The organism is Rhizobium sp. BK379 (assembly GCF_014193955.1).
GTDB lineage: Bacteria > Pseudomonadota > Alphaproteobacteria > Rhizobiales > Rhizobiaceae > Rhizobium.
The window spans coordinates 35,560-59,376 of record NZ_JACIAD010000003.1 but is presented as its reverse complement, the minus strand read 5'-3'; the positions used below and the strand labels follow the sequence as shown (position 1 = coordinate 59,376).

Below are 23,817 nucleotides of genomic sequence, written 5' to 3'. Positions count from 1 at the left end.
TATGAAACTAAATATAGCATTTCAGTGTGACGGTTTTATTAAGTAATTATCCAATAAACACGAGTATTTATGCCGATTTCATCAAGCAATACATCCGGAATTTCCGGATGTATTTTGAGGGAAAAGAAGCTATCCGCTGTCCGAGGCGGCGGCCTTATTAGGCAGCCTGTTGGAATCGCAAAACTATTCCGTCGGAATAGACCTGCCTGCCTTTGCAGAAGGTGGCACGCACACGCGGCAGGCGACCGCGTTCGGCGATCACCAGATCGGCACGCAGCCCGGTCTCGATCGCACCGCGATCCTCAAGGCCGAGTGCACGGGCCGGATTGGCGCTGACGAGGGCAACGGAAGCGGGCAATCCGCCGGCTCCGGCTTCTGCCAGTGCGATTACCGCCGGCAGCATGGCCGAGGGGTGATAATCGCTGGCAAGAATATCGAGAATGCCGCGTTCATAGGCTTCGCGGGCCGAGAGATTGCCGGAGTAGGAAAGGCCGCGAAGAGCATTCGGCGCACCCATTGCGGTTGCCAGCCCGAACTTGCGCGCTTCCTGCGCGGCTGCCATCGTCACCGGAAACTCGCTGATGCGCGCGCCCAGTCCCTCGACGATCGCCACCTTTTCAATGCTGTCGTCATCGTGGGAGGCGATGATGACGCCATGGTCGCGCGCCGTGGCGGCGATCCCCTGCAGATTGTCGACCGCATCGCCGTTCTGGGCGCGGTTTTCCATGCGTTGCTGGACACGCTGGGCAGCCTGTTCGAGGGTGATCTTGTTGTTGCGCGCAATCGTTTCGATATGACGTTCGACATCGCGGTATTGGCCTTGGCCCGGCGTGTGATCCATCAGCGAGACGAGATCGAGGGCACCGGCGCGCAGCAGATCTTCAATGACGGCACGGGCATGGGTGAAGGTGATTTCGAAGCGCGCATGAACCCGATGATCGATCAGGAGATCGTTCTTCCTAAGTTCGACCAAGGTCTGGATGATCGAGCGCGAATGTTCTTCCGAGCGGATGTGGCCGTAGCTGCTGTTGGCGTGGAAGGAAAGCGCAGCATAGGCCGTGGTGATACCATTGCCGGCGAGCTTCTTGTCGAGTTCGAAAATGCCGAGTTCCAGCGGAAAGCGCACATTCGGGCGCGGCTCGATTTCGCGCTCGATCATGTCGCCATGCATATCGATGAAGCCGGGAAGCAGAAGCCTGCCATCGCCGGAAATATCGGCTGCGGCCACTGGCTCTTCGCTGATCTCTGCGATGATACCGTCTTCGATCCTGACTGCGCCGCGCGGTATGACCCTATCGCGCAGCACGATTTCGAAATCACTCAGCCACATCTTCTGCTCCATCCTGGATCTGTCGTGTTTGAAGGCTGATTTCGCGGTCGATGAGATCCGCGACATCGTCGGGGTGGTGAAAGACGCCGATCATTGCGACGCCAGCGGCTTTCAGCTCGGCGAGGCGGGCAACGAGTGCGCGACGCGCATTCTTGTCGAGCGAGGCGGTTGGCTCGTCGAGAAAGAGAAGCCGTTGCGGGAGGATGAGCGCGCGAGCCAGGTTGACCTTCTGCTGCTCGCCGCCGGAGAAGGTTGACGGATAGGCAGCCCAGAGCCCTCGCTTCACGCCGAACGCGGAGAGCCACCGGCGGGCCTCTTCGATCGCCTCGTCGTAAGGCCGGCCGGCGAGGCGCAGCGGCTCGGCGACCAGTTCTTCGGCCGCCACGCGCGGGCGGGCCTGCAGGAATTGCGTCACGAAGCCGATCTCGCGCTTGCGCAACAGGGCTATATCAACGTCGGCTGCGACGGTCAGGTCTATGACGCCTTCGCGCGTGTGATAATAGGCATGGCCCGCGCGCGGTACGTAGGAGCGGTAAAGCGTGCGCAGCAAAGTCGATTTGCCGGCGCCGTTTTCGCCCGTCAGCAGGATGAATTCACCCTCGCGCAGTTCGAAATCGACCTTGTCGAAGGCGTGAAGCGTCCGCTTTAGGTGATGCATTTCGAAATGCTTGGCGAGACCCTGGACAGAGAGGATCATCTGCCCGGAAGCGGATGGATGTGTGTGCATGTTCATCTGATGCCTCTCCCGTCAAAGCTTCGCATGCACGAGCTGCTGAGTATATTCATGCTGCGGGTCCTGGAAGATCTGGTCGGCGAGACCCTCTTCGACGGCTTCGCCGTTGCGCATCACCATGACCCGGTCTGCCATGGTGCGGATAACACCGAGATCATGCGAAACGATGACGATAGTGATGCGGCGTTCGCGCTGCAGCCGCTTCAGCGTGTCTAGCACCAGAGCCTGGACACTGACATCGAGCCCGGTCGTCGGCTCATCAAGCAGGAGCAGGGCAGGCTCGAGTGCGATTGCCTTGGCCAACTGTACGCGCTGCTGCATGCCGCCGGAAAGCTCGGCCGGACGGGCATCCATGCGCGCGACCGGAAACTCCGAGGCGTCGAGGGCACCTTTGGCGCGGGCGCGAAGCGTCGCGAAATTGCGCTCACCGGCAATGAGCAACCGCTCGGCGACATTGCCGCTGCTCGTATGGTTCATCCGAAGGCCAAGATGCGGGTTCTGATAGACGATGCCGATATGGCGGGCCCGCAGCATGCGCCGCTCGAACCGGTCGAGCGTGAAGAGATTGAGATCCTCGCGGCCGGGCAACGCCAGCCGGTATTCGCCTTCGTCAGGCCTGTCTTCGAGATTCATCATCCTGAGCAGTGTCGATTTGCCGGAACCGGATTCGCCGACGATGCCGAGCACTTCGCCGGGATAGACGGTAACATCGACGCCGCGCAGCGCCTGCACGTCACCGAAGCTCTTGCGGATGCCGTTCATCGTCAGGATGGGAGAGGACAGCATCAGCCGCGGCGGCTGGCGCCCTGAGGTGGACGGACTGGGGGCGGAGAGATTTACGGCGCTCATTGCTCGATCCTGCCCTGCTTGTAATAGGTTTCGCCGACGGCGACGGCTTCACCGTCCCGCTTGCGGATATGCTTGACGCCGTACTGGCTGTCGGAGACCTCGAAGGTGGAGGAACCATCCTCCTGCGGCAGTTCGTTCATGAAGTAGCCTGTTACGCCGCTATGGTGACAAATCTTGTCAGCATGGTCCTCGACCCGGTAAGGCACGTCGTCGAAGACAAGCGGTTCGACGCGGGTATAGGGCGGCACGGCATGGATGCGCTTTTCGCGGCCGGCCGAAAGGATGGTGAGGTTTGCCGCCTGGTTCATCTTCGGCACATCCCAGCGCGGGATCGGAGACGGCGTCATCACGTGCCGGCCATTGACCATGCTCGGATAGCTCGATCCCTGCATGATGCGGCCGGACCGTACCAGTTGCTCGTAAAGCGTAAGCCAAAGCTGGCCATAGTCGGCGTCGCCATGCATGATGCGGGCCTCCGACATGTCCGGCTGGACAGGCCGCAGCGGCTCGGGATTGGGAACCTGCAGCACGAGGATCTGATCCTCGCGCAGCTTCTCCTCCGGAATCCGGTGGCGCGACTGGATGATGTCGGCCTCCAGCGTATCCAGCGTCTCCCGGGCTGAGCTGACACGGCGCAGGAATTTGCGAATGCTGCTGGCATTGACGGAATCGTCGGCTCCCTGGTCGATGACCTTGACGACGGAGGTTGGCTTCAGAAGCGTCAGCGTCACCTGCAGGCCGCCGGTTCCCCAGCCGCGGGCGATCGGGACTTCGCGGCTGGCGTAGGGAACCTGATAGCCGGGAATGGCGATGGCCTTGAGGATGCGGCGGCGCATCTCGCGCTTGGCGGATTCATCCAGGAAGCCATAGCTGAAGGCCTCCCAGGGTTTGGTCAGTTGATCGAGTTTCACAGCGTTGCCTCTTCGAGTTCGGCTTGCTTTGCCGCGCCCTCGGGCGCGCCTGTTGCATTGGCTGCCTTATCCGCCTTCACGCGCCGGATGGCGTCGAGGCTCGACTGGAAGGTCACGTAATGCGGCAGCTTGAAGTGAATGCAGAAGCCCGAGCTTTCGACCGGTTCCGTATGGTAGAGGATGAATTCCTCGTTCGAGGCCGGATGCGGATTGGGCTGGTTGGAGGCAAGATCGAGCGAGGCGGCGGCGATCACTTTGACCTCATTCCAGCCGAATGTGGCGGAAAAACCGAGCTCCAGCCCCTTGCTCTTGGAGATGACCTCGCTCTGGCTGACGCGCACGCGTCCGGCGCTGAAGAGCGTGCCGCGCGGATGGCGGATACGGACCTCGGCCTCGCCGAGCCTGAGCTCGTTGACGGTCGGATGCACGCTGCCGTAACCGCGCATGGTCGAATAGCCGAGCGCCAATGTGCCGCCGGTATCGGCACGCGCCAGACTCTGCAGCTTATGGGCCCGGCTTGCTGGAAAGAGCAGCGGTTCGCGCGTCACATCGGGGATCTCGTCAAGCGGTACATCCTTGGTCGGCGTTTCGGCGATCAAGCCCTGTGCCTTCTGCCAATCAGTCAGCGAAGGCTGCGTGGCGGGTGCCGGCTTGTCTGCAGATTCCACAGGTTCGGGAATGAAAGTCGCGCCATTCAAGACGTCGACATTCAGCAGCCGGTGCGAGTAGTCGAGCGTCGGTCCGAGGATCTGGCCGCCCGGAATATCCTTGAAAGCCGCCGAAATACGCCTGACAGTAAAGAGATCCTGCTGGCGAACCGGCTCGGCGATCGTCAGGCGCGGTTGCGTCGTGCGATAGGCACGCAGCAAAAGCACCGCCTCGTAGAGGTCGCCGCCGGACTGGGCGAGCGCAAGTGCGGCAAGTTCAGGCGCGTAGAGCGATGCCTCGCCCATGACACGGTCGACCAGATAGGGCAGGCTTTCGCCGATCGCGTCGACGCGGGCCTTCTCGATCCGTCCAAGCTCCTCGCGGTAAAGCCGTTCTGATTGTTCAATGGCGTGTTCGCCGCCACGTGTTGCAACATAGGCCATCAGAGTACCTCGATCTTCGTGGAGCGGGGAATGCCGATCAGGCTTGCGCCGTCTGCGAAGTAAATGTCCCAGCCAAGTGGATAACGGATGGCCTCGGCGCGCAGCGCCCAGAAATCCGGATGCACGCCGCCGATGGCGATATCGATCGTACCATTGACGCCCGGGCCGGCGAGGCGAAGCTTCGTTCCCGAGCCGATCTCAGCTTCCGCAAAAATCGTGGCCGAGGCGTCGGGATAGAGCAGATTTCCGCTCAGCATCGCCGATAGGGCGGAAACGTCTGCGCGCGCGCCGATTGATGCGAAGACATATTCTGCCTGCGGCAGGGCAACGGCATTCGCGCCTGTCCTGGCAATGTCGGCCTTGAGCCTTTCATCGGAGCAGAAGAAGCCGCATTCACGGTCGAGCAGGCTTTCCGCCAGCGCGAGCAAGCCGGGAAAAGGCAGAGGCTGGACACGGCCGGGGCGAGCGAGCGCCCACATCAACGCATCGAACGTTGCATTGGTGCGCATGTCTTCAACGGTCGGAAGGAGCAAGGTCTGGTACATCAGAAGGTCTCCATCCGCACGCGCGTCGCCTCGACCTTGCGCAGTCTGATATCGTCGTCCTGCGTCTGACGCCCCTGTTCGCTCGTCAGGAAATTCACGATGCCGGCCTTGCCGATGTCACTTGCGAAGCTCGCATCGATGACGGCCATTGCCATGGCATGTTCGAGATCGCGTCCGATGATCGCGCCATAGCCTTCCACATCCCGGTCCGGCAGGCGGATATGGGCTTCGGCCATGAGCACCTCACCGAGATGGAAGGCCGTGTTTTGCACTGTGTCTGTATAGGGCAGCATCGCAAGGCCGGTGCGGTTCACGAGAACCTCCACTGGCCCGAGTTCATCGAGCAAATCCTCTGCTACGGCTTTGATTCCCTCGGCATCGGCCCTCGCAAGTATGTCGAGCATGCTTGCATGGCTGAAGCTGGCAGGGGGCGCGCCGGCTTCCATGATGTCATTCATCGTCCTGTCCTTTCGCCGTGGTCGTGAGGCGATCCTCCGGCTCGTTGTCAATGCTGAATTGAACGCGTTCTCCGGCCCAGACCGTCTCGGAATAGGCGATCGGCCGGCCTTCCATGTCGACGTCGGTCTTCTGGACGACGAGCACCGGCTGCTGCGGCGATTGGGCGAGAAGCTGCGCTTCATCAACGATCGCCCGGCGGGTGAGGATCACGGTACTCTGCCGGACATAGTCAGGAATTCCAAAGGCAGCGTAGATGGTCGTGACCGATTCACCCGCGCGGCGGCGCAGATGCATATTCGGGAAACGCTCCACCGGATGGTAGGAATGGCTGAGACTGATCGGCACGTCGTCGGCAAAGCCGCGACGGGCGATCATGTAGACCTTTGCGCCCTCAGGAAGCTTCAACGCCGCGGCGACGCCAGGTGGCGCTGCGATCTCAGCTTCGGAGACCGGTTGACCTGAAGGGATGCGCCCCTGTTCCAGCAGGTTTTTGCGGAAGCGGGTTCGTCGGGCGATATTGTAGGTGATGACGGAGTGCTCTTCGACGAAAGTGCCGCGTCCCTGCTCGACCCGCACCTTGCCGGCAGATGCCAGTTCGGCAATCGCCCGCCTCACGCTGTGGCGACCGACCTTGAACTGATCCATGATCTCGGTTTCCGTCGGCAGGCGGCTACCAGGCGCGAGTGCGCCCGAAGCGATATCCCGACTGATCTGTTTCTCGAGGATCTGCCACTGACCGGACCGGGATCTTGCTTCGATCGAATGTTCTTCGCTTGTCATTCGGATGAATCCAAAATTCATTCGGATGACTTAAGATAGCCGTTGTCGGTGACGCTTTTGTGTACGTACTGACGATTTCTGCGCTGATTGATCGCTGCCGAAGTGAAACGGTCGCGCGGCCCCGATCCGGAAGCCTGCATGGCAAACAGGCTGACGAATTGAATTCTCGGCCGCCGCAGTGCCGGATGACTTCGCTCGGACGCGAAACGAAAACTAGGCCGCGTAGGGATTTGCCGCCGGCGTCGTGAACCAGCGCGGGCCGTCTTCGGCCATGTAGATATGGTCTTCGAGGCGAACGCCGAATGTGCCGGGGAAGACGATCATCGGTTCATTGGAGAAGCACATGCCCGGCGCCAGCGGAGTTTTGTTGCCACGGACGATATAGGGTGCCTCGTGGATTTCGAGGCCGAGGCCATGGCCGGCGCGATGTGGCAGGCCGGGCAGGCGATAGTCGGGGCCGAGCCCGTGCCGCGCAAACACGTCGCGGGCGGCGGCGTCGAGGTTTTCGCAGGGCGTGCCGAGTTTTGCGGCATCGAAAACGGCTTGCTGGCCCTCCCGCTCGATTGCCCATGCACGCTCGAATTCGCGATTGCCCTCGTCGAGCATATAGGTACGTGTCAGATCGGAATGATAGCCATCGATCCGGCAACCCGTATCGACGAGAATGACGTCACCCGCCTGCAGGATCTGTTCGCCATCCGCCCCATGCGGCAGTGCGGTTGCTTCACCAAAGGAGACGATGCAGAAGGTCGAGCCGCCATCGGCACCGGCAGCGCGATGTTGCTGGTCGATGAAGCGCACAACATCCGAGGCGGCTATGCCGGGCGCGAGTGTGTCGCGGACCTTGCGATGAATATCGAGCGTGATACCCATGGCGTACCGGATAAGGGCGATTTCAGCCGGCGACTTGATGGTTCGCAGCGCGCGGATGACAGGCCCGGCATCGACAAGTCGGCCCGCTCCCATCTCGCCGGTAAAAGCGTGATAGAAGGCGAGCGGCAGCGCATCGTCGAGCGCGAGCTTTCCAGACGGGTTAACGAGCCGTGATACCAATGCGGCGGGGCTCTCATCTTCTTCCCAGACGGCAATCTCACCCGGCAGATGCGGCAGCGACTCGACGCGGCTGCGCTCGAAACCGGGTACGATATAAGTGAGCTTATCGTCAGTCACGACCGCGCCGAGCAGCCGCTCGCTCAGGTGCCAGACGAGGCCGGTGAAGTAGCGTAGGCTCTCGGTTGGGCCGAGCAACGTGGCGGCGATGCCGTGTGCCTGCATCCGCTCGCGCAAGCGCGATAGGCGGCTTTGCCGCTCTTCGTCAGTGATGGCTGCGACGGGATGGGACCAGACCGGGAGAGACACGCTATATATCCGTTATCTTTGTCAAAGCTGAATGGTTGATTCCAGCATAGGGCAATTGTAGGCAGTGTGTCGACAAACATTCCACAGGATTTGATCATGCTCGTTAGCGAATATACGATCCCCGGCGTCCTTGTCCGCGACCACTTCGTCGAAGTGCCGCTCGATTGGAAAAAGCCGGATGGCGCCTCGATCAAGGTTTTTGCGCGAGAGGTTTGCGATCCCGCGCGCAAGCATGAAAAGCTGCCCATCCTGCTGTTCCTGCAGGGCGGTCCGGGCGGCAAGTCGCCGCGCCCGGTGGGTGGCGGGCCGTCCTGGCTCGGCGAGGCGCTCAAGAACTATCGTGTCGTGCTACTCGATCAGCGCGGCACCGGCAGAAGCACGCGCATCGAGAGCGCCACCATGGCTGGCTTTGCGAATGGGAAGGCCGGAGCCGATTATCTCAGCCATTTCCGAGCCGACAGCATCATTGCCGATTGCGAGCATCTGCGGAAGACCGTGTTCGGCGGCGTGCGCTGGGAGACGCTTGGCCAGAGCTATGGCGGCTTCCTGACGCTCACCTATCTGTCGCAGGCGCCGGAGGGGCTGGCTGCCTGCTATGTCACGGGCGGGCTGGCCGGCTTGTCCGCGACGGCTGATGACGTTTACCGCCGCACCTATCCGCGTGTCGCCGGCAAGAACCGGGAATATTACCACCGCTATCCAGCCGATCGCGATCGCATCGCCCGGATCGCCGCCTGCATTGCCGCCGATGATGTGCGTCTGCCTGACGGGGATCGTCTCACGGTGCGCAGGCTGCAAACCATCGGCATCGATTTCGGCATGGCGCCCGGCTATGAAAACGTGCACTGGCTGGTGGATGAAGCCTACTCCGATCCGGAGGAAACGCGGTTCTCCGATGCTTTCCTCGCCTCCGTCATGTCTTTGACCTCCTATGACGGCAACCCAATGTTTGCGGTGCTGCAGGAGAGCATTTACGGGCAGGGCAGGGACGCGACCGCCTGGGCGGCGGAGCGCATCCGGTCGGAATTTGCCGAGTTCGGCGAAGAGAGCCGGCCGCTCTATCTGACCGGCGAGATGATGTATCCATGGATGTTCGATGAAATCCGCTCGCTGCGGCCGTTCCGCGATGCTGTGGAAGCGCTGGCGCGCTACGATGGCTTCGAACCGCTCTACGATCCGGCCCGGCTGGCTTCGAACGAAATTCCGGTGGCTGCAGCAGTCTATTTTGACGATATGTATGTCGATGCCGAGCTGTCACTTGCGACTGCGGGTGATGTCGGCAATGTCCGGGCCTGGGTGACCAACGAATTCGAGCACGACGGCGTGCGCCAGTCACCGGCCGTGTTCACACACCTGCGGCAGATGGTGCGCGAGCGTGGGGGTCCCCTCGGCTAGGCCGAGGGTATCCGTCATCACTCCCGACGGTCAGGCCGAAAGCGACCTGCCGCCGACCGGGTCGAAGAGATGCATGCGGTTCATGTTGAAGGAGAGCGGCATTTTCGTGCGCGGGCGCGGATCGCTCTCCGGATCGACATTGGCGCACATGCTGACCGAGCCGATGTCGAAATAGATCATCGTTTCCGGCCCAAGTGGCTCCACCAGATCCACATTCGCCTCGATGGTTTCAAAGCCGGGCTTCTGTGTAAGGCTTGATATCGATTCCGGCCGGATTCCGAAGATGACCGGCTTGCCGGCATGCGCCTGATATTCTTGAAACCGTGTCGCGGGAACAGCAAGCCGGCTGCCGTCGTCCAGGATGACGACCAGCCCATCTCCCTCGGTTTGAAGCATCGCCGTGAGGAAGTTCATCGACGGTGATCCGATGAAGCCGGCCACGAACTGGCTAACCGGGTGATGATAGAGTTCCTGCGGCGGTCCAGCCTGCTCGATGATGCCGCCATTCATGACGACAACGCGATCGGCCATAGTCATGGCCTCTACCTGATCGTGCGTGACATAGACCGTGGTGGTCGGCAGCAATTGGTGCAAGCGCTTGATTTCGGTGCGCATTTGCACGCGCAGCTTGGCGTCGAGATTGGAGAGCGGCTCGTCGAACAGGAAGACTTTTGGATTGCGCACGATGGCGCGGCCCATGGCGACACGCTGGCGCTGACCACCCGAAAGCTGGCCGGGACGACGTGACAGAAGCTCGGTAATATGCAGCGTTTCGGCAGCACGGTTGATGCGCTCGTCGATCTCCGCCTTTGGAAGCTTTTGTTGCTCGAGGCAGAAAGAGATGTTTTCCCTGACACTCATGTGCGGATAGAGCGCGTAATTCTGGAACACCATGGCAATGTCGCGCTTTCCTGGGCCAAGCCGGTTGACGACCTGATCGCCGATGACGATATCGCCGCCGGTAATGTGCTCCAGGCCGGCGATCATGCGCAGGGTCGTCGACTTGCCGCAGCCGGATGGGCCGACGAAGACGACGAATTCATTGTCCTCGATATCGAGATTAATGCCGCGCACGGCTTCGTAAATGCCGTAGGATTTGACCACGTTGCGCAGTTCAAGGCGAGCCATGGTGATCTCCTACTTTTCGTGGAGCCAGACGGCCATGGCGCCCGGCTCTCGGTTGGCCCAGAGATGGTAGGGGATTGCCCTGAAACGCCTTGGCTTCAGCGCCGGCGGCTGGATACGATAGAGCGTCTCCTGCCAGTCGGATGCATCGGCTTCCAGCGCATCGCCCTCGAGAACCGTGGCGCCACCGAGAAGCGTTTCGTCGAAGCTTGCGGCGATCTCGCCCTGTGACGGCAACCTCAGGCGCTGTGGCTCCGTACCCAGATCGGCCTCCTCGACACAGAAAATGACAGGTCCGCGTCGCAGCGCAAAGCGGCCGTTGTCTTCGGTTGCCGCCGGATGTGCATAGAGGCGGTCTACCGGCATGTCGAAGGCGAGCCGAACTTCATCGCCATCCTTCCATTCCCGGTCGATTGCGGCATATCCCTTGACAACGTCGAGCTTGGTGCCTTCGCCATTGACGAAGGCCTTTGCATCGCGGCACCAGCCGGGAATGCGCAGACGCAGCGTGAAGCGCTTCGGCTGATCGAGGCCGAGCGAGACTTTGACATCGCCGTTCCACGGATACTGTGTCTTCTGTGTCAGCCGCAGGAAAACATTGCCGACCGAGAGTTCGGCGGCATTTTCGCCATACAGATGGATTGCCACCTCGTCGGCCTTGGTCGAGTAGAAATACTGGCCGAGCGAGGTGATGAATCGGGCGATATTGGTCGGGCAGCACGGGCAGTAATGCCACTTCCAGCGACGGTTCTGGCCGTGGCTTTCGAGCACATTTTCGTAGAAATAATGCTCACCGTCGCGGGATATGCCTGACAGGGCGCCATTGTAGAGCACGGTTTCGAGCTTGTCGGTGAACTTGCTGTCGAGCTCGATCTGCGCCATGCGGTGGCTGAAGAAACCGAGTGCCACGGCGGCACAGGTCTCGGCATAGGCGGTTTCATTCGGCAGGTCGTATTCCCTGGTGAAGCCCTCGTTCGAAGCGGAGGGGCCGAGACCGCCGGTGACATAGAGCTGGCGGCCGACCAGATTGTCGAACAATCGGGCGCAGGCGCTCTTCAGGCTCTCGTCGTCATTCTCGAACGCGAGATCGGCCATCGCCGAGAACAGATACATGGCGCGCACGGCATGCCCGACCACCTGCGTCTGTTCGCGCACCGGCATATGCGCCTGGCTGTAGGCATAGGTCTGGAAGACATAACTGGCCGGGTCTTCGCCACGCTTGCGCGCCTCCTCGTCATAATAGGAGGGCATCTGGCCGCGTTCGTCGACGAAATAGGTCGCGAGATCAAGATGGCGAGGATCCCTGGTGACGCGGTAAAGCTTGACCAGCGCCAGCTCGATTTCCTCATGCGCATCGTAGCCGCGCAGCTTGCCCGGTTCGCGGCCGAACGTGTCGATGATGTGATCGACTGCGCGGATCATCACGTCGAGAAAACGGCGCTTGCCAGTCGCCTCATAATAGGCGACGGCGCCTTCCAGCAGATGGCCCATCGAATACATTTCATGCAGGTCGCGCAGATTGGTCCAGCGTTTTTCCGGCTCGCGCCGGATGAACCAGCTGTTGAGGTAGCCGTCGGCCATCTGGCCATGTTCGAGCTTCTCGACGATTGCGTCGATCTTTGCCTCGATCTCAGGGGTCGGGTTGTTCTTCAGCGTGTAGCTTGCCGCCTCGATCCACTTGCCGAAATCGGAATCGAAGAAATGCTGCATCGACAACCCGCTCGGCTGGATCGGCCGCGCCAGCGGACCGGCCGGCTTGTCGAAATCGAGCACTTCGAGGAAGCCTTCCTCGTCGAGCCGCATATGCTGGGTCGGGATGGTCACGTTACGGACGGTTTCCGTCCAGCTCTTCCAGAAGCCGCCATTGAAAGCGACGCGGGTATGGTCGGCGGGCACGTAACGGTCGATCGGCGATCGGGAAGGGGATTTCTGGGCGATAGGCATGGGAACTCCTTGAGCGGACGGGCCGCTTTTCATTTCACGGCGCCGGCCGTCAGGCCGCGCACATAATAGCGTTGCAGAAGAAGGAAGAGGATGATGCAGGGGATCATGGTGACGGCGATGCCCGCCTGCAGGGCGCCCCAGTCGATGATGCCGTAAAGGCCGGAGGAGACATTCACGAGCATGATCGGCAGCGTGAACTTGTTCTGGTCCGACAGGAAGATGAGAGCAGCCAGGAACTCGTTCCACGAGTTGAGGAAGGCAAACATCGCCACTGTCGCGACGCCCGGCAACGCAATCGGCAGCATGATACGGCGCAGGATCGTCGGCTGCGAGGCCCCATCGATACGCGCCGCCTCGATCAGCGCCTTCGGCACGGCGTCAAAGGCATTGCGCATCATGAAGACGGAGAAGGGCAACTGGAAGGTCACGTAGATCAGCACCAAGCCGACCAGGCTGTTCTGCAATCCAAGCAGTTTCAGGATCAGGAACAGCGGCGTCAGGATCGACTGGAACGGGATCATCATCGTTGCCATGATCAGCACGAAGAGGATCGATTGGCCCGGGAACCTGAACTTGGAGAAGCCGTAACCGGCCGGCACGGAGACGATGACGGTCAGAAGAACCGTACCGATCGCGATCATCACGGAATTGGCGGCATAGACATACCAGCCGGCCCCGACATTCTCGAGCCGCCGGTAATTCTCTAGCGAGAAGGTCTTCGAAAAGAGCGCGGCCGGATTGGCAAGCGCTTCGGCGGCCGGCTTGAAGGAATTGGCAAGCGACCAGACGATCGGCATGATGAAGAAGATCGCAAACAGGATCGATACGAGCAGGAAGAGGAGATATCCCGTCTGGCCGCCGCGCGAATTGATGTTTGTCTTCGCTTGAGTCATTAGCCTTCCTCCGGCCGCTCGCGCAGCAGCACGAATTGAATGGCGCTGATGGCGACCAGCACGATCAGCAGCGCAAAGGAGAGTGCCGAGCCGTAGCCGAGCCGATAAGACGAGAATGACGCCAGATAGATCGAAAATACCGCCGAGATCGTGCTGTTTTCAGGCCCGCCCTGGGTGATGATGAAGAACTGGTCGAAGGCGAGCATGGACGAAGTGACGTTGAGAACCAGCGCCAGCACCAGCGAATTGCGCATCAGGGGCAGGGTGATACGGCGGAAGCGGCTGAAGACGCTGGCGCCGTCGATCTTCGCGGCTTCGATGACATCGTTGGAAATGCCCTGCAGGCCGGTCAGCAGGATGACCATGGTGAAGCCCGCAGTCTTCCACACGACCATCAGGATGATGACGGCCATCGCCGGCCAGAAGCTCTCGAGCGGACGAGGCGCCGAGCTGATGAGACCGATGCCGCGCAGGACTTGTGCGAAAACGCCGCTGTCTGGATTGAGCAGCCACATCCAGAGCGTCGAGGCCGCGCCGAAACCGATCACGACGGGCATGAAGAAGATCGTGCGGAAGAAGCCGGCGGAGCGCAGCGGGCGGTCGACGAGCAGCGCCAGCGGAAAGGCAACGGCGAAAATCGCGGCCGTCACCAACACCGTATAGAGCATGGTAAAACCGAGCGAATGCCAGAGCTGCATGTCGCCGAGAAGTTCGCTGTAATTGGCAAGACCGATGAATTTCTTCCGGCCGAGTAGCGGCCAGTTGTAGAAGCTCATCCATATGGTCATGGCGAGCGGAACGAGAAACAGCACCAGGATGAAGAGGAAGCCGGGCAGGATGAAGGCCAGTCCCAGCCACCCCTTCGGCTCCGGCTCCCCGGAGGCCGGCTGTTTTATGTGCATTGTCGGCGTGTCGACCACTGTCATTCCTCGAAGATTTCAAAACCGCGCGTCGGCAATCCGGAATGTGCGGGGCGGACGACCGCCCCGCATCAGATGTTGTTACGGGTTTGTGCGGTCGAGGATCTTGGTGAAGTCGTCCTGCGCCTTCTTGATCGAACCATCGACGTCGTCGCCGAAGATCGTGCCCTGGATCAGGTTCAGAAACGGGCCGGTGCGGCTGACGAACAACTCATCCGAGGAGAACGTATAGGGCGTGCGCGCTTTGGCGAGGATGTCATAGGCGATCAGGTTGCGTGGGTCGAATTTGGCGTAGGCTTCCTTGGCAAGGTCCGTGCGCGACGGCATGCCGGATTCCTGCGTGATATAAACCTGCTGTTCGGGCTCCATGTAGAATTTCACGAAGTCGAGCGCGACCTTCTTCTTCCCCTCGCTGATGCCCTTGATGAGGGCCACTGTATCACCGCCGGCAAAGCTCGATGCGCCGCCCTTCGGGCCGGGGATCGGGGCGACCGCGAACTTCACGTCCGGATATTTGCTGGTGAGCAGGTTGACGATGTAGGAACCGGTCATGAGGATGCCGACCTTTCCGGAAGCAAACGCTTCGACGGCGTTGTTGCCGTTGCCGGAACGTGAAGTCGGATGGATCGCGCCTTCCTTCCACATGTCACGATAGGCGGCAATCGTGTCGCGCATGGCCGGCGTATCGACGGTGGCGGTGCGGCCGTCATCGGAGAGCACATCGGCATTGGCGGCCCAGAGGTGCGGCAGGAAATCGTAGATTAACCAGCTGCCGGAATTGGCGACGAAATAGAAGCCATAGGTTTCCTTGTCGAGCGCATGGATCTTCTTCGCGTCGGCAGCGATCTCCTCAAGGGAGGCAGGCGCCTTGTCCGGGTCGAGGCCGGCTTTCTTGAAGAGGTCTGTATTGTAGGCGATGATCGAGGCATCGGGTAGGGCCGGCACGCCGTAGACCTTGCCGTCATAGGTGGCAAGGCGGATATGCGATGGGCTGAGCGCCGCCGAATAGGGCAATCCCTTGACGAATTCGCTGATGTCCTCAAGGCTGTCATTGGCGGCGAAGGTCGGCAGATAGATCAGGTCGAGGACCGCGCCGTCAGGTGCTGCGCCGCCGGCAATCGCGGCGCCCAGCTTCGGCACCATCTGCTCGGCGGTGATCTGGGTCACATTAACCTTGTCGGAATGCGAGGCATTGTATTTTTCGGCGAGTCCCTGAAGCACGGCACCCGAAGATGTCCGCACCCATAGCGTGATTTCTTCGGCGCTGGCGAGAGAAGAGCTCGCCAGCAGTGCAACAGCGGCAATGGTGGTTTTCAAATGTATCATGCGGGTTCCCCTTCTCTTATGCGAGGCTCCTCTGCCTCGAGACAAAGACGACGTTAAATGAGAAAATTTTTCATGTCGACAGGCTGTATGCATCAAAAGGCCATGTTTTTGTTAAAACCTTTTAGCAGCTAAATTTTTTCTGCTAAAAGGTTTTAACAAAGTAGTTGAATGGGTGCGAATTTGAAAGAATCGGGTGGCGGCCGGCATACGATCCGTGACGTAGCGAAGGCTGCGGGGGTAAGTATTTCAACGGCCTCAAACGCGCTGAACGGCACCGGGCGAACCAATGCCCAAACCCGCGAAAAGGTAAGGCGGATCGCCGAGGAAATCGGATTTCGCCCGAATGCGCTCGCGCGTGGGTTGCTGACCAAGCGCAGCCACGCGATTGGAATGCTGACCAACGACACCTATGGGCGTCTAACCTTGCCTATGGCGTCGGGCGTGTCGGAAGTGCTGGTCGATCACGGCGTCTCGCTTTTCCTCTGTGCCACCAACAATGATCCGCGACTGGCGAGACTGCATCTCGAAGCGCTGCGCGACAGACAGGTCGACGGCATCATCTTCACCGCGACACGCATCGACATGGAGCCACCTCCGGAACTGACACAGCTGGGCATTCCGGTGGTCTATGTCTTCGCGCAGGGGCCATCGGACAGCGTCAGCTTTCATCCCGATGATGCTCAAGGCGCGCGCCTCGCAGTCGAACATCTTCAGGCTCTCGGCCGGTCGCGCATTCTGCACATCACCGGCGAGCAGAACTATCGCGCTGCCTGCATCCGCGCAGAGGCCTATCGGGAGCTCGTCGGGTCGGCGGCCGAGGTCATGTTCGGCGACTGGTCGGAGGAGTGGGGACATGCGGCGATCGAAACCGTCTTCTCGCGATCCGGGGCGAAACCGGATGCGATCTTCTGCGGCAGCGACGAGATCGCCCGTGGCGTCATCGATGCGCTGCGCGACAGAAACATTTCCATCCCGGGCGACGTCGCGGTGGTCGGTTTCGACAATTGGGAGGTCGTCTCACGGCAGACACGTCCGCCGCTGACGACCATCGACATGGAACTCAAGGAGCTTGGTCACCGGGCAGGGCTAGCGATCCTTGCCTTGTCGAAAGGCGAGGCGATCGAGCCAGGCGTCGAGAGACTGCCATGTACGCTCGTCTTTCGCCGTTCCGCCGGGCAAGCCGATCAACCTTGAAGTGGCTGCACGATTGTGGGCGGCCAAGGTGCGGTGAGTAGATCGAGCCTCAGCCGCGTGCGGCCTGATCGGCCGTGGCTTCGATCCTTGTCCTGCTTTCAACTTCGCGGGACTTCAGCGCCTTCGTCAAACACAGGGCGACAATGATGACCGGCAGGCAGACGAGGTAGGCGATCCTGATGCCCGCATGCTCGGCGACGAAGCCGAGCAAGGGTGGCGCCAGAAAGAACACGACGAAGGACATCTGCCCGAGGGCTGCAACGTTCAGATGGGCGGGGCGATCAGTCCGTTGTGCTGCCGCGGAAACGGCAAGAGGATAGACCGCACTGCAGCCGCCGCCCATCAATGCAAAACCGAGCAGCGCGACATAGGGGTGCGGCGCCAGCCAGACGGCACAAAGTCCTATGGTCGAGAAAATGAGCAAGAACGTTGCAACCGCACGCGCACCAAACCGGTCGACGAGCGGATCGACAAACAGTCGGGCGATCGCCATGAAGAAGGTAAATAGCGTCAGTCCAAGACCGCCGAGAAAGGGTTCGACTGCGAAAACATCTCGCATATAGATTGCTGACCAGTCGATGCCGGCGCCTTCCACCAGAAATGCGGCAATGCCGATCACGCAAAGTGGCATGAGCCCCCATGTCGGCAGCGCTATGCTTGGGCCATCCACATGCTCGGCCCCGGCACGGGCCGGCGCATTCTCAATGCCTGAGATCACGACAATGCCGACGATCAGAACGAAAGTGAATGTCAGCGCAAGATGCAGATGCATCGGCACGCCCGCTTGACGAACGGCGGAGCCGGCAAGTGCGGTCAGGAAGAATCCAAGGCTCCAGAAGCCATGCGCCCTGTTCATCACGCCGCGGCCGAGTTGAGCCTCGATGCGATCGATCTCGACATTGAGATTGATTTCCAGCGCGCCGGCCAGCAAGCCCTCACAGAAAAGGATAAAGAAAACCAGCCAGGCGGCGTTGGCCCAGGGGATGGTTGCCAGCAGAGCGGACGTGCCGAGTACAGTCAGAAACGCCGTCTTGCGCGCACCGAAGCGGGCAATCAGCGGCGAAGCGAAGGTCAAGGAGATCAGCGCTCCGATTGCGGCGCCGATCAGCGTAAGGCCGAGCTCGGACTTATTGACGGCCAGTGCGTCCTGAAGGTCGGGCAGGCGCGAGAGTAGCGCACCCATCGAGATCGCGAAGAGAAAGAAGCAGACATAGATCCGGTGTTGCGGCTGGATATGCATTCGATCGCTCCGGGATGTGATCGGTTCAGAAGTTTGACCTCAATCGCAACGGTGGCGAAAAAAGACAATTTCGAGTGGCATTTCGGAGATATATCTTGTCGGCGGCAATCGCAACAGCAACCTTAACTAGTTCCGGGCATAGACTTGGCTTCTTTTCAGGCCGCCGGTTAAACCATCGTATATCTGACCTTTCGCCGCGCGCGGACTTAGCTTGCCCGGGTCTTAGCGAGCCCCAGAGGAGAAAGATACGATGTTCAAATCCATGACCATTGCCGCGCTGGCGCTGACCTTTGCTGCAGTCCCGGCTTTTGCCGCCCAGAGAGCCCATAACGCCAAGATCACCGTCGTGTTCGATCACGAATTGCCAAACGTCCCGGGCAAAAGCATGCGCGGCGTTCTCGTTGAATATGGGCCGGGCGGCTATAACCCCGCGCATACCCATGCAAAGAGCGCGTTCATCTACGCCACGGTCGTCGAGGGTGAAATCAAGAGCAAGGTGAACGACGGCGCGGAAAAAGTCTTCAAGACTGGCGAGAACTGGATCGAAGTCCCTGGCGATCATCACCTGGTCAGCGCGAATGCCAGCAAGACGAAGCCTGCAAAAATCCTGGCAGTATTCGTCGTCGACACGAAGGAGACAGAGCTGACGACGCCTGACCCCTGATCGCGAAGCTGATTTCTGAGTGGGGAGGGGATGTCCCGGCATCACCTTTCCATAGTTTCGGACGTCTAGGGCCGATCGGGCCGCGTAGGGACTGAAGCCATCAACCGCGCAAATGCCGCCTGAGATCGAACACCCGTCTTGGACAGAAGCCTTGCTGTATGCGTTTTGACGGTGTTGGGAGACAGGGCAAGTATCCTGGCGGTCTCTGGAACCGAATAGCCACAACCGACGAGTACGGCCACCTTCGCCTCCGCGGCGGTCAGGCTGAAAATGCTCCGAAGCTGTTCTGCCTGCCCGGTGGCCCGGCTTTCCATATCGACGATCTGAAGAAGCGCGCGGGCGCCGGAGTCCGTCGAATCCCAGGCCACGAAGGAACTTGGCGGCAAGGGAGTGACCTGCGCGAAGTAGGGCGGCAAACCCGATGGCCGGAGAATCTGGACCGCGCCCTGCAATTGCGCAGCCGTTCCGCCTGCGACTTCGAGGGCCTGCCGTATCGCGCGGGTCAGAGCCTTGGAACTGCTAGAAATCCTTGGCAGCGTCGTGCGCTCATGTTTGTTGATCGAAAGTCCGTCGCCGTGTCTCAGAATGTCTTCAGCGGCGGAATTCAGCGCGACGATTTCGCCTTGGCTATCGAGCAGCACGGCTGCGTCTGGCAGGGCTTCGAGCAGCGGCTGCAGGAGATTGGCCTCTCGCCTGATGCCTCCGACGTTAAGGGAAAGTTCTATCGAGCGGGAGAGATGAGGCGTCAACTGCAGAAGCTTCCGGGCTGCCAGGCCACTTTCGGTGTCCTGGGCCTTGGAGAGAAAAAGCGCGACCCCACCGATGCCGCCGCGTTCATGCAGGCTGGCATGTGGGACGAAGAGCTGATTGTAGATATCCTGCGGGGCGCAGATGTCAGCATAATAAGCAGTGCGCCGGACGGCGGCATCGTCGATAAGCTCATTACCGATCGCCACCTGATCCGGATGGACTTTCTCGAAGGCCTTTGCATAGGGATTGCCGGCGTAATACTGCAGATAGAGATCGTTCAGATCTTCGCGCATCCGGCCTGGGATCAGAAAACTGCTTTTTCCGTCAGGAGCCTGATAGACAATATTGCCGGCTGTTGCTCCAACGTAATCGACAACCGCGCATAACGTGCTCGACCACAACTCTACGTCTACGGAGGCGCGATAGATCTTATCGACAATATCCGTATGCTCCATTTGACTGTCTTTCCATTCGTAAAGTCATATGAGCGGCCAACGCCGAATATTAGTCCAGACTGATCTTTTAGAGAAGTGAAAGATACTTGAACATCACCCTATTGGGTGACGATGAAAAACTCTTTGATTCATAAATAGATAAGCCGGATGGTATGTATTTGTTATCCGCTTCTTGTCGGGACATGCTGCGAATCTTCTCGCGCCGGCGCAGGATACCGCCATCTTATCGGCGGTCGTTTTGAGGCCGATTACACCGGATGGCGATCGGCAACTTTGGCGCGAATTTTGCACATCTTGCGCCACGCCGCGGCGATGCGGCCCCTAGGTTTCGCTGCATAATGTTGACCATTCAAAATTAAGTAAAAAACAAGTTTTCCCCACAAGAATTAGGTTCATCGATATTTGAGGGGACGTTATGGACGGGGAAAAGATCAAGCGGCCGATATGGATCCGCATCACGGCCTATGGGTTTGCGGCCGTTTTGTTTGCAAGCGCGGCTATCGGTGGTCTTGCCTGGTATCGTCAGAATACGATGAGCGATCAATCGCTTCAGAAGGAGCTTTCGTCCGATCTTCATGTGATTCAGGCGGACATGGACGCCCAGAAGCGAGCGGCTGCCGGGCTTGCCATCGCCCTAGCCGGTGAGCCTGAAACCGCTGATCTGATTGCCAGGAATGATCGGGCATCCATTCTTGCAAAATATACCGCCAGCCTGCCGGCGATCAAAGCGCAGGGCCTTCAGCTCATCACGTTCAGCAATTCCGATGGCTTGGCGGTCGCACGTATCCATACGCCGGATACTTTCGGCGACGACCTTAAGGGACGTCGCAAGATGATCGTCGCGGCCTTGACGCAGGGCAAGCTGAACGCCGGCATCGAACCCGGTCGGACCGCCGTCAGCATGTTTGCATCAGCACCTGTTATCAAGGATGGCAAGACCGTCGGCGTCGTCGATGTAGGCACCTCGCTCACGAACGACTATTTTGCGCCGCTGGCGCGGTCGGTTGATGCAGCCGTCGCAGTGCATATTCTTCAGGATGGCAAGTTCGTACCGCAGGCCTCGACCTTCGGTGACAAGACAATCCTCACCCAGGAGCAGCTGCAGGCAGCCTTCAACGGTGACCGCATCCGTGTTCACGCCGTTCTCGGCGGCAAGGATTATGAAGTCACCGCTATTCCCTTTGAAGACTTCTCCGGTCGCAAGATTGGCGTCTTCGAAATCGGCTCCGATGTGACGGAGATCGTAGAAGCGTCGCAGCAGGCGCTCTGGACGGCGGCGCTCGGCACGGTGATCGTCTCGCTGATTTCGCTTGTCGGCTTCCTCGTTTTTGCACGATCGATCGCTGCGGTCATCAAGAAGACAACCAACACCATGGCGCGTCTGGCTGCCGGCGATCTGAATGTCGAGGTTCAGGGTCAGGGCAGACCGGATGAAATCGGCGCCATGGCGCGCGCCGTTCAGGTCTTCAAGCAGAATGCGATCGAGCGGGTTCGCCTCGAACAAGAGGCAGAAGCCAATCGTGGCATGAGCGAGAGAGAGCAGATCGAACGCGAGAAGGAAAAGGCGAAAGACGCTGCCGATGTGCAGTTTGCCGTCGACAACCTCGCCGCGGGTCTTTCGAAACTCGCCGACGGCGATGTGTCCTACCGTATCGACCAGCCCTTCGTAACGAGGCTCGATGGCGTCCGCAGCGATTTCAACAATTCCGCTGACAAGCTGCAATCGGCGTTGAACCGGGTATCGCAGAATGCCCGCGGCATCGACTCGGGAGCAAACGAGATCAAATCGGCCGCTGACGATCTTGCCAAGCGCACAGAACAGCAGGCAGCGGCGCTGGAGGAAACGGCTGCAGCTCTCGAAGAAATCACCACGACCGTGAAGGATTCGAGCAAGCGAGCGAAGGAAGTCGGAGAGCTCGTCTCGCGTGCTAAGACCGGCGCGGAGAAGTCCGGCGAAGTCGTCCGCAAGGCTGTTTCGGCCATGCAGCAGATCGAAAAGTCCTCGGGCGAAATCTCCAACATCATCGGCGTCATTGACGACATCGCCTTCCAGACCAACCTTCTGGCTCTGAACGCCGGCGTCGAAGCGGCCCGCGCCGGCGAAGCCGGCAAGGGCTTTGCCGTCGTCGCCCAGGAAGTTCGCGAATTGGCCCAGCGTTCGGCAAACGCCGCCAAGGAAATCAAGGCGTTGATCAACACGTCAAGCGAACAGGTCAATTCCGGCGTCGGCCTCGTCGGCGAAACCGGCAAGGCGCTGGAAGCGATCGTCGCCGAGGTGCAGGAAATCAATCGTCATATCGCGGCGATCGTCGAAGCATCGCAGGAACAGTCCTCCGGTCTCGACCAGATCAACTTGGCGGTCAACCAGATGGACCAGGATACGCAGAAGAACGCGGCCATGGTCGAAGAGTCGACTGCCGCAAGCCATAATCTTGCGAAGGAAGTTGCGTCGCTCAACGAGCTTCTTGCCCAGTTCAAGCTGAGCGAAGCGGGTTATGCACTGCGTTCCGCTGCTCCCCGCGCCGCCGCACGAAACGATGCTCCGGCCCCGTCACCGGTTCGTGCCCTCGGCCGCAAGATCGCTTCTGCATTCTCGGGAAATGCCGCCCTCGATACAAAGGGCGACAACTGGGAAGAGTTCTGAAGCTCGAACCACCAGAGCAAGATACGGTGCGGCGACCCTCGCCGCACCACTTTCAGCGCCAGGCCTTCGTGGGCTCGACAGCCCAACCAGCCGCTAGCCGATCGACAGGCGCTTTTCAGTTTTGGCATCGAAGAGATGAAGTTTGTTGAGATCCGGCATCATCCTGACGGTCTCGCCCGCCTTCAGCGAAAGACGGTCACGTACGGTTGCGACCAGCGGATCCGATCCGAGCTTGGCGTTGATCTGGGTTTCGGCCCCCGTCGGTTCGATGACAGCCACCTCGGCGCTCACGCCATCCTGGCTGACGATCAGATGCTCGGGACGGATGCCATAGACAACCTCCGCACCTCGCGCGACCGCCGCAGCCTCTGGCAGCGGCAGGTGCGCTCCTCCGTCGGCGATGAATTCAAGCGGCCCGGACGAGCTGATCTTGCCCTTGATAACATTCATGCCCGGAGAACCGATGAAGCCGGCGACGAAGAGATTGGCCGGGCGGTCGTAGAGGTCGAGCGGTGAACCGATCTGCTCGACATAGCCATCGCGCATCACGACGATCCGGTCTGCCATGGTCATGGCTTCGATCTGATCGTGCGTTACATAGATGGTTGTCGTCTTCAGCCGCTGGTGCAGTTGCTTGATCTCCGAGCGCATCTGCACGCGGAGCTTGGCATCGAGATTGGAGAGAGGCTCGTCGAAAAGAAAGACCTGCGGCTGGCGCACGATCGCTCGGCCCATCGCGACACGCTGACGCTGGCCGCCGGAGAGATTTCTGGGGTAGCGGTCGAGGAGATGTTCGAGGCCGAGGATCTGCGCTGCATCACGGACGCGCGCCTTGATCTGCTCTTTCGGTGCTTTCCCCAGTCGCAGCGAAAATCCCATATTCGCTTCGACCGTCATATGCGGATAAAGCGCGTAGGACTGAAAGACCATGGCAATGTCGCGCTCCTTCGGAGCGATATTGTTGACGACCTTGCTGCCGATCGAAACATTACCGCCAGAAATCTCCTCAAGCCCTGCGATCATGCGCAGCAAGGTCGATTTGCCGCAGCCGGAGGGCCCGACGAGGATGACGAATTCTCCATCGCGGATGTCGATGTCGACCCCGTGCAACACCTCGAAGTGACCATAGTTCTTGCGGACATTCGCCACGTTTACGGACGCCATAATTGTCTCCGGCTGAAAATCTGATTTCGGATCTGCAATCGCCCGA

The 23,817-nt window shown here is 60.0% G+C and carries 21 protein-coding genes; 4 read left to right on the top strand and 17 right to left on the bottom strand.

What is annotated here, in order from left to right:
- Positions 1-157 precede the first annotated feature (157 nt).
- The 9 genes from FHT93_RS16755 to FHT93_RS16715 all read right to left on the bottom strand — a co-directional run bounded on the left by FHT93_RS16755 (position 158) and on the right by FHT93_RS16715 (position 8,057).
- Positions 158-1,330, bottom strand: a complete 1,173-nt coding sequence (locus tag FHT93_RS16755) for an alpha-D-ribose 1-methylphosphonate 5-triphosphate diphosphatase (protein ID WP_183848906.1) — start codon at positions 1,328-1,330, stop codon at positions 158-160.
- On the bottom strand, positions 1,317-2,063 hold the full coding sequence (locus FHT93_RS16750) for an ATP-binding cassette domain-containing protein (protein WP_113014785.1): 747 nt from the start codon (positions 2,061-2,063) through the stop codon (positions 1,317-1,319). The genes FHT93_RS16755 and FHT93_RS16750 overlap by 14 nt, the downstream gene beginning before the upstream one ends.
- A gap of 15 nt (positions 2,064-2,078) precedes the next feature.
- The gene (locus FHT93_RS16745; RefSeq protein WP_112542319.1) at positions 2,079-2,912 is read right to left on the bottom strand and encodes an ATP-binding cassette domain-containing protein; all 834 of its coding nucleotides are present in this window, start codon (positions 2,910-2,912) and stop codon (positions 2,079-2,081) included.
- Positions 2,909-3,823, bottom strand: a complete 915-nt coding sequence (locus FHT93_RS16740; protein WP_112542318.1) for an alpha-D-ribose 1-methylphosphonate 5-phosphate C-P-lyase PhnJ — start codon at positions 3,821-3,823, stop codon at positions 2,909-2,911. Before FHT93_RS16740 ends, FHT93_RS16745 begins: the two co-directional genes overlap by 4 nt.
- Positions 3,820-4,914, bottom strand: coding sequence for a carbon-phosphorus lyase complex subunit PhnI (locus tag FHT93_RS16735; protein ID WP_183848470.1), 1,095 nt, complete (start codon positions 4,912-4,914; stop codon positions 3,820-3,822). The genes FHT93_RS16740 and FHT93_RS16735 overlap by 4 nt, the downstream gene beginning before the upstream one ends.
- Positions 4,914-5,459, bottom strand: coding sequence for a phosphonate C-P lyase system protein PhnH (gene phnH, locus FHT93_RS16730; RefSeq protein ID WP_183848468.1), 546 nt, complete (start codon positions 5,457-5,459; stop codon positions 4,914-4,916). Before phnH ends, FHT93_RS16735 begins: the two co-directional genes overlap by 1 nt.
- Positions 5,459-5,917 carry a phosphonate C-P lyase system protein PhnG gene (locus FHT93_RS16725; RefSeq protein ID WP_183848466.1) on the bottom strand — a complete coding sequence of 153 codons (459 nt, stop codon included), beginning with the start codon at positions 5,915-5,917 and terminating at the stop codon, positions 5,459-5,461. Before FHT93_RS16725 ends, phnH begins: the two co-directional genes overlap by 1 nt.
- Entirely contained in the window at positions 5,910-6,698 is a 789-nt protein-coding gene (gene phnF, locus FHT93_RS16720) for a phosphonate metabolism transcriptional regulator PhnF (RefSeq protein ID WP_112971684.1), read from the bottom strand. The genes FHT93_RS16725 and phnF overlap by 8 nt, the downstream gene beginning before the upstream one ends.
- 213 nt (positions 6,699-6,911) lie before the next feature.
- Positions 6,912-8,057, bottom strand: a complete 1,146-nt coding sequence (locus FHT93_RS16715; protein ID WP_183848464.1) for a Xaa-Pro peptidase family protein — start codon at positions 8,055-8,057, stop codon at positions 6,912-6,914.
- Positions 8,058-8,153: 96 nt separating this feature from the next.
- Here FHT93_RS16715 and FHT93_RS16710 point away from each other — a divergent pair, with 96 nt between their 5' ends.
- Positions 8,154-9,452: an alpha/beta fold hydrolase gene (locus FHT93_RS16710; protein ID WP_183848462.1), complete on the top strand. Its 1,299-nt coding sequence runs from the start codon at positions 8,154-8,156 to the stop codon at positions 9,450-9,452.
- Positions 9,453-9,482: 30 nt separating this feature from the next.
- Here the strand turns inward: FHT93_RS16710 and ugpC (FHT93_RS16705) are convergent, their stop codons facing one another.
- The 5 genes from ugpC (FHT93_RS16705) to FHT93_RS16685 form a co-directional block, all read right to left on the bottom strand.
- A complete protein-coding gene (gene ugpC, locus FHT93_RS16705) occupies positions 9,483-10,580 on the bottom strand; it encodes a sn-glycerol-3-phosphate ABC transporter ATP-binding protein UgpC (RefSeq protein ID WP_113014792.1) in 1,098 nt (365 codons plus the stop codon).
- Positions 10,581-10,589: 9 nt separating this feature from the next.
- Complete coding sequence (locus FHT93_RS16700) at positions 10,590-12,521, bottom strand: beta-L-arabinofuranosidase domain-containing protein (protein ID WP_183848460.1); 1,932 nt, start codon at positions 12,519-12,521, stop codon at positions 10,590-10,592.
- Positions 12,522-12,550: 29 nt separating this feature from the next.
- Positions 12,551-13,414 (bottom strand): carbohydrate ABC transporter permease, encoded by an 864-nt coding sequence (locus tag FHT93_RS16695; protein ID WP_183848458.1) that lies wholly within the window; start codon positions 13,412-13,414, stop codon positions 12,551-12,553.
- Positions 13,414-14,340 (bottom strand): sugar ABC transporter permease, encoded by a 927-nt coding sequence (locus FHT93_RS16690; protein ID WP_246781623.1) that lies wholly within the window; start codon positions 14,338-14,340, stop codon positions 13,414-13,416. Before FHT93_RS16690 ends, FHT93_RS16695 begins: the two co-directional genes overlap by 1 nt.
- Positions 14,341-14,415: 75 nt before the next feature.
- Positions 14,416-15,660 (bottom strand): sugar ABC transporter substrate-binding protein, encoded by a 1,245-nt coding sequence (locus FHT93_RS16685; RefSeq protein WP_183848456.1) that lies wholly within the window; start codon positions 15,658-15,660, stop codon positions 14,416-14,418.
- Between the two features lie 180 nt (positions 15,661-15,840).
- Here FHT93_RS16685 and FHT93_RS16680 point away from each other — a divergent pair, with 180 nt between their 5' ends.
- The gene (locus FHT93_RS16680) at positions 15,841-16,854 is read left to right on the top strand and encodes a LacI family DNA-binding transcriptional regulator (protein WP_183848454.1); all 1,014 of its coding nucleotides are present in this window, start codon (positions 15,841-15,843) and stop codon (positions 16,852-16,854) included.
- A 49-nt stretch (positions 16,855-16,903) separates the two neighbouring features.
- Here the strand turns inward: FHT93_RS16680 and FHT93_RS16675 are convergent, their stop codons facing one another.
- Entirely contained in the window at positions 16,904-18,094 is a 1,191-nt protein-coding gene (locus tag FHT93_RS16675; protein ID WP_113207422.1) for an MFS transporter, read from the bottom strand.
- Positions 18,095-18,344: 250 nt separating this feature from the next.
- Here FHT93_RS16675 and FHT93_RS16670 point away from each other — a divergent pair, with 250 nt between their 5' ends.
- A complete protein-coding gene (locus FHT93_RS16670; RefSeq protein ID WP_183848452.1) occupies positions 18,345-18,758 on the top strand; it encodes a cupin domain-containing protein in 414 nt (137 codons plus the stop codon).
- Between the two features lie 65 nt (positions 18,759-18,823).
- Here FHT93_RS16670 and FHT93_RS16665 read toward each other — a convergent pair whose 3' ends face one another.
- A complete protein-coding gene (locus FHT93_RS16665; protein WP_183848450.1) occupies positions 18,824-19,963 on the bottom strand; it encodes a PAS and helix-turn-helix domain-containing protein in 1,140 nt (379 codons plus the stop codon).
- A 415-nt stretch (positions 19,964-20,378) separates the two neighbouring features.
- Here FHT93_RS16665 and FHT93_RS16660 point away from each other — a divergent pair, with 415 nt between their 5' ends.
- A complete protein-coding gene (locus FHT93_RS16660; protein ID WP_183848448.1) occupies positions 20,379-22,607 on the top strand; it encodes a methyl-accepting chemotaxis protein in 2,229 nt (742 codons plus the stop codon).
- A gap of 93 nt (positions 22,608-22,700) precedes the next feature.
- Here FHT93_RS16660 and ugpC (FHT93_RS16655) read toward each other — a convergent pair whose 3' ends face one another.
- On the bottom strand, positions 22,701-23,771 hold the full coding sequence (ugpC, locus tag FHT93_RS16655) for a sn-glycerol-3-phosphate ABC transporter ATP-binding protein UgpC (RefSeq protein WP_183848446.1): 1,071 nt from the start codon (positions 23,769-23,771) through the stop codon (positions 22,701-22,703).
- Positions 23,772-23,817 lie beyond the last annotated feature (46 nt).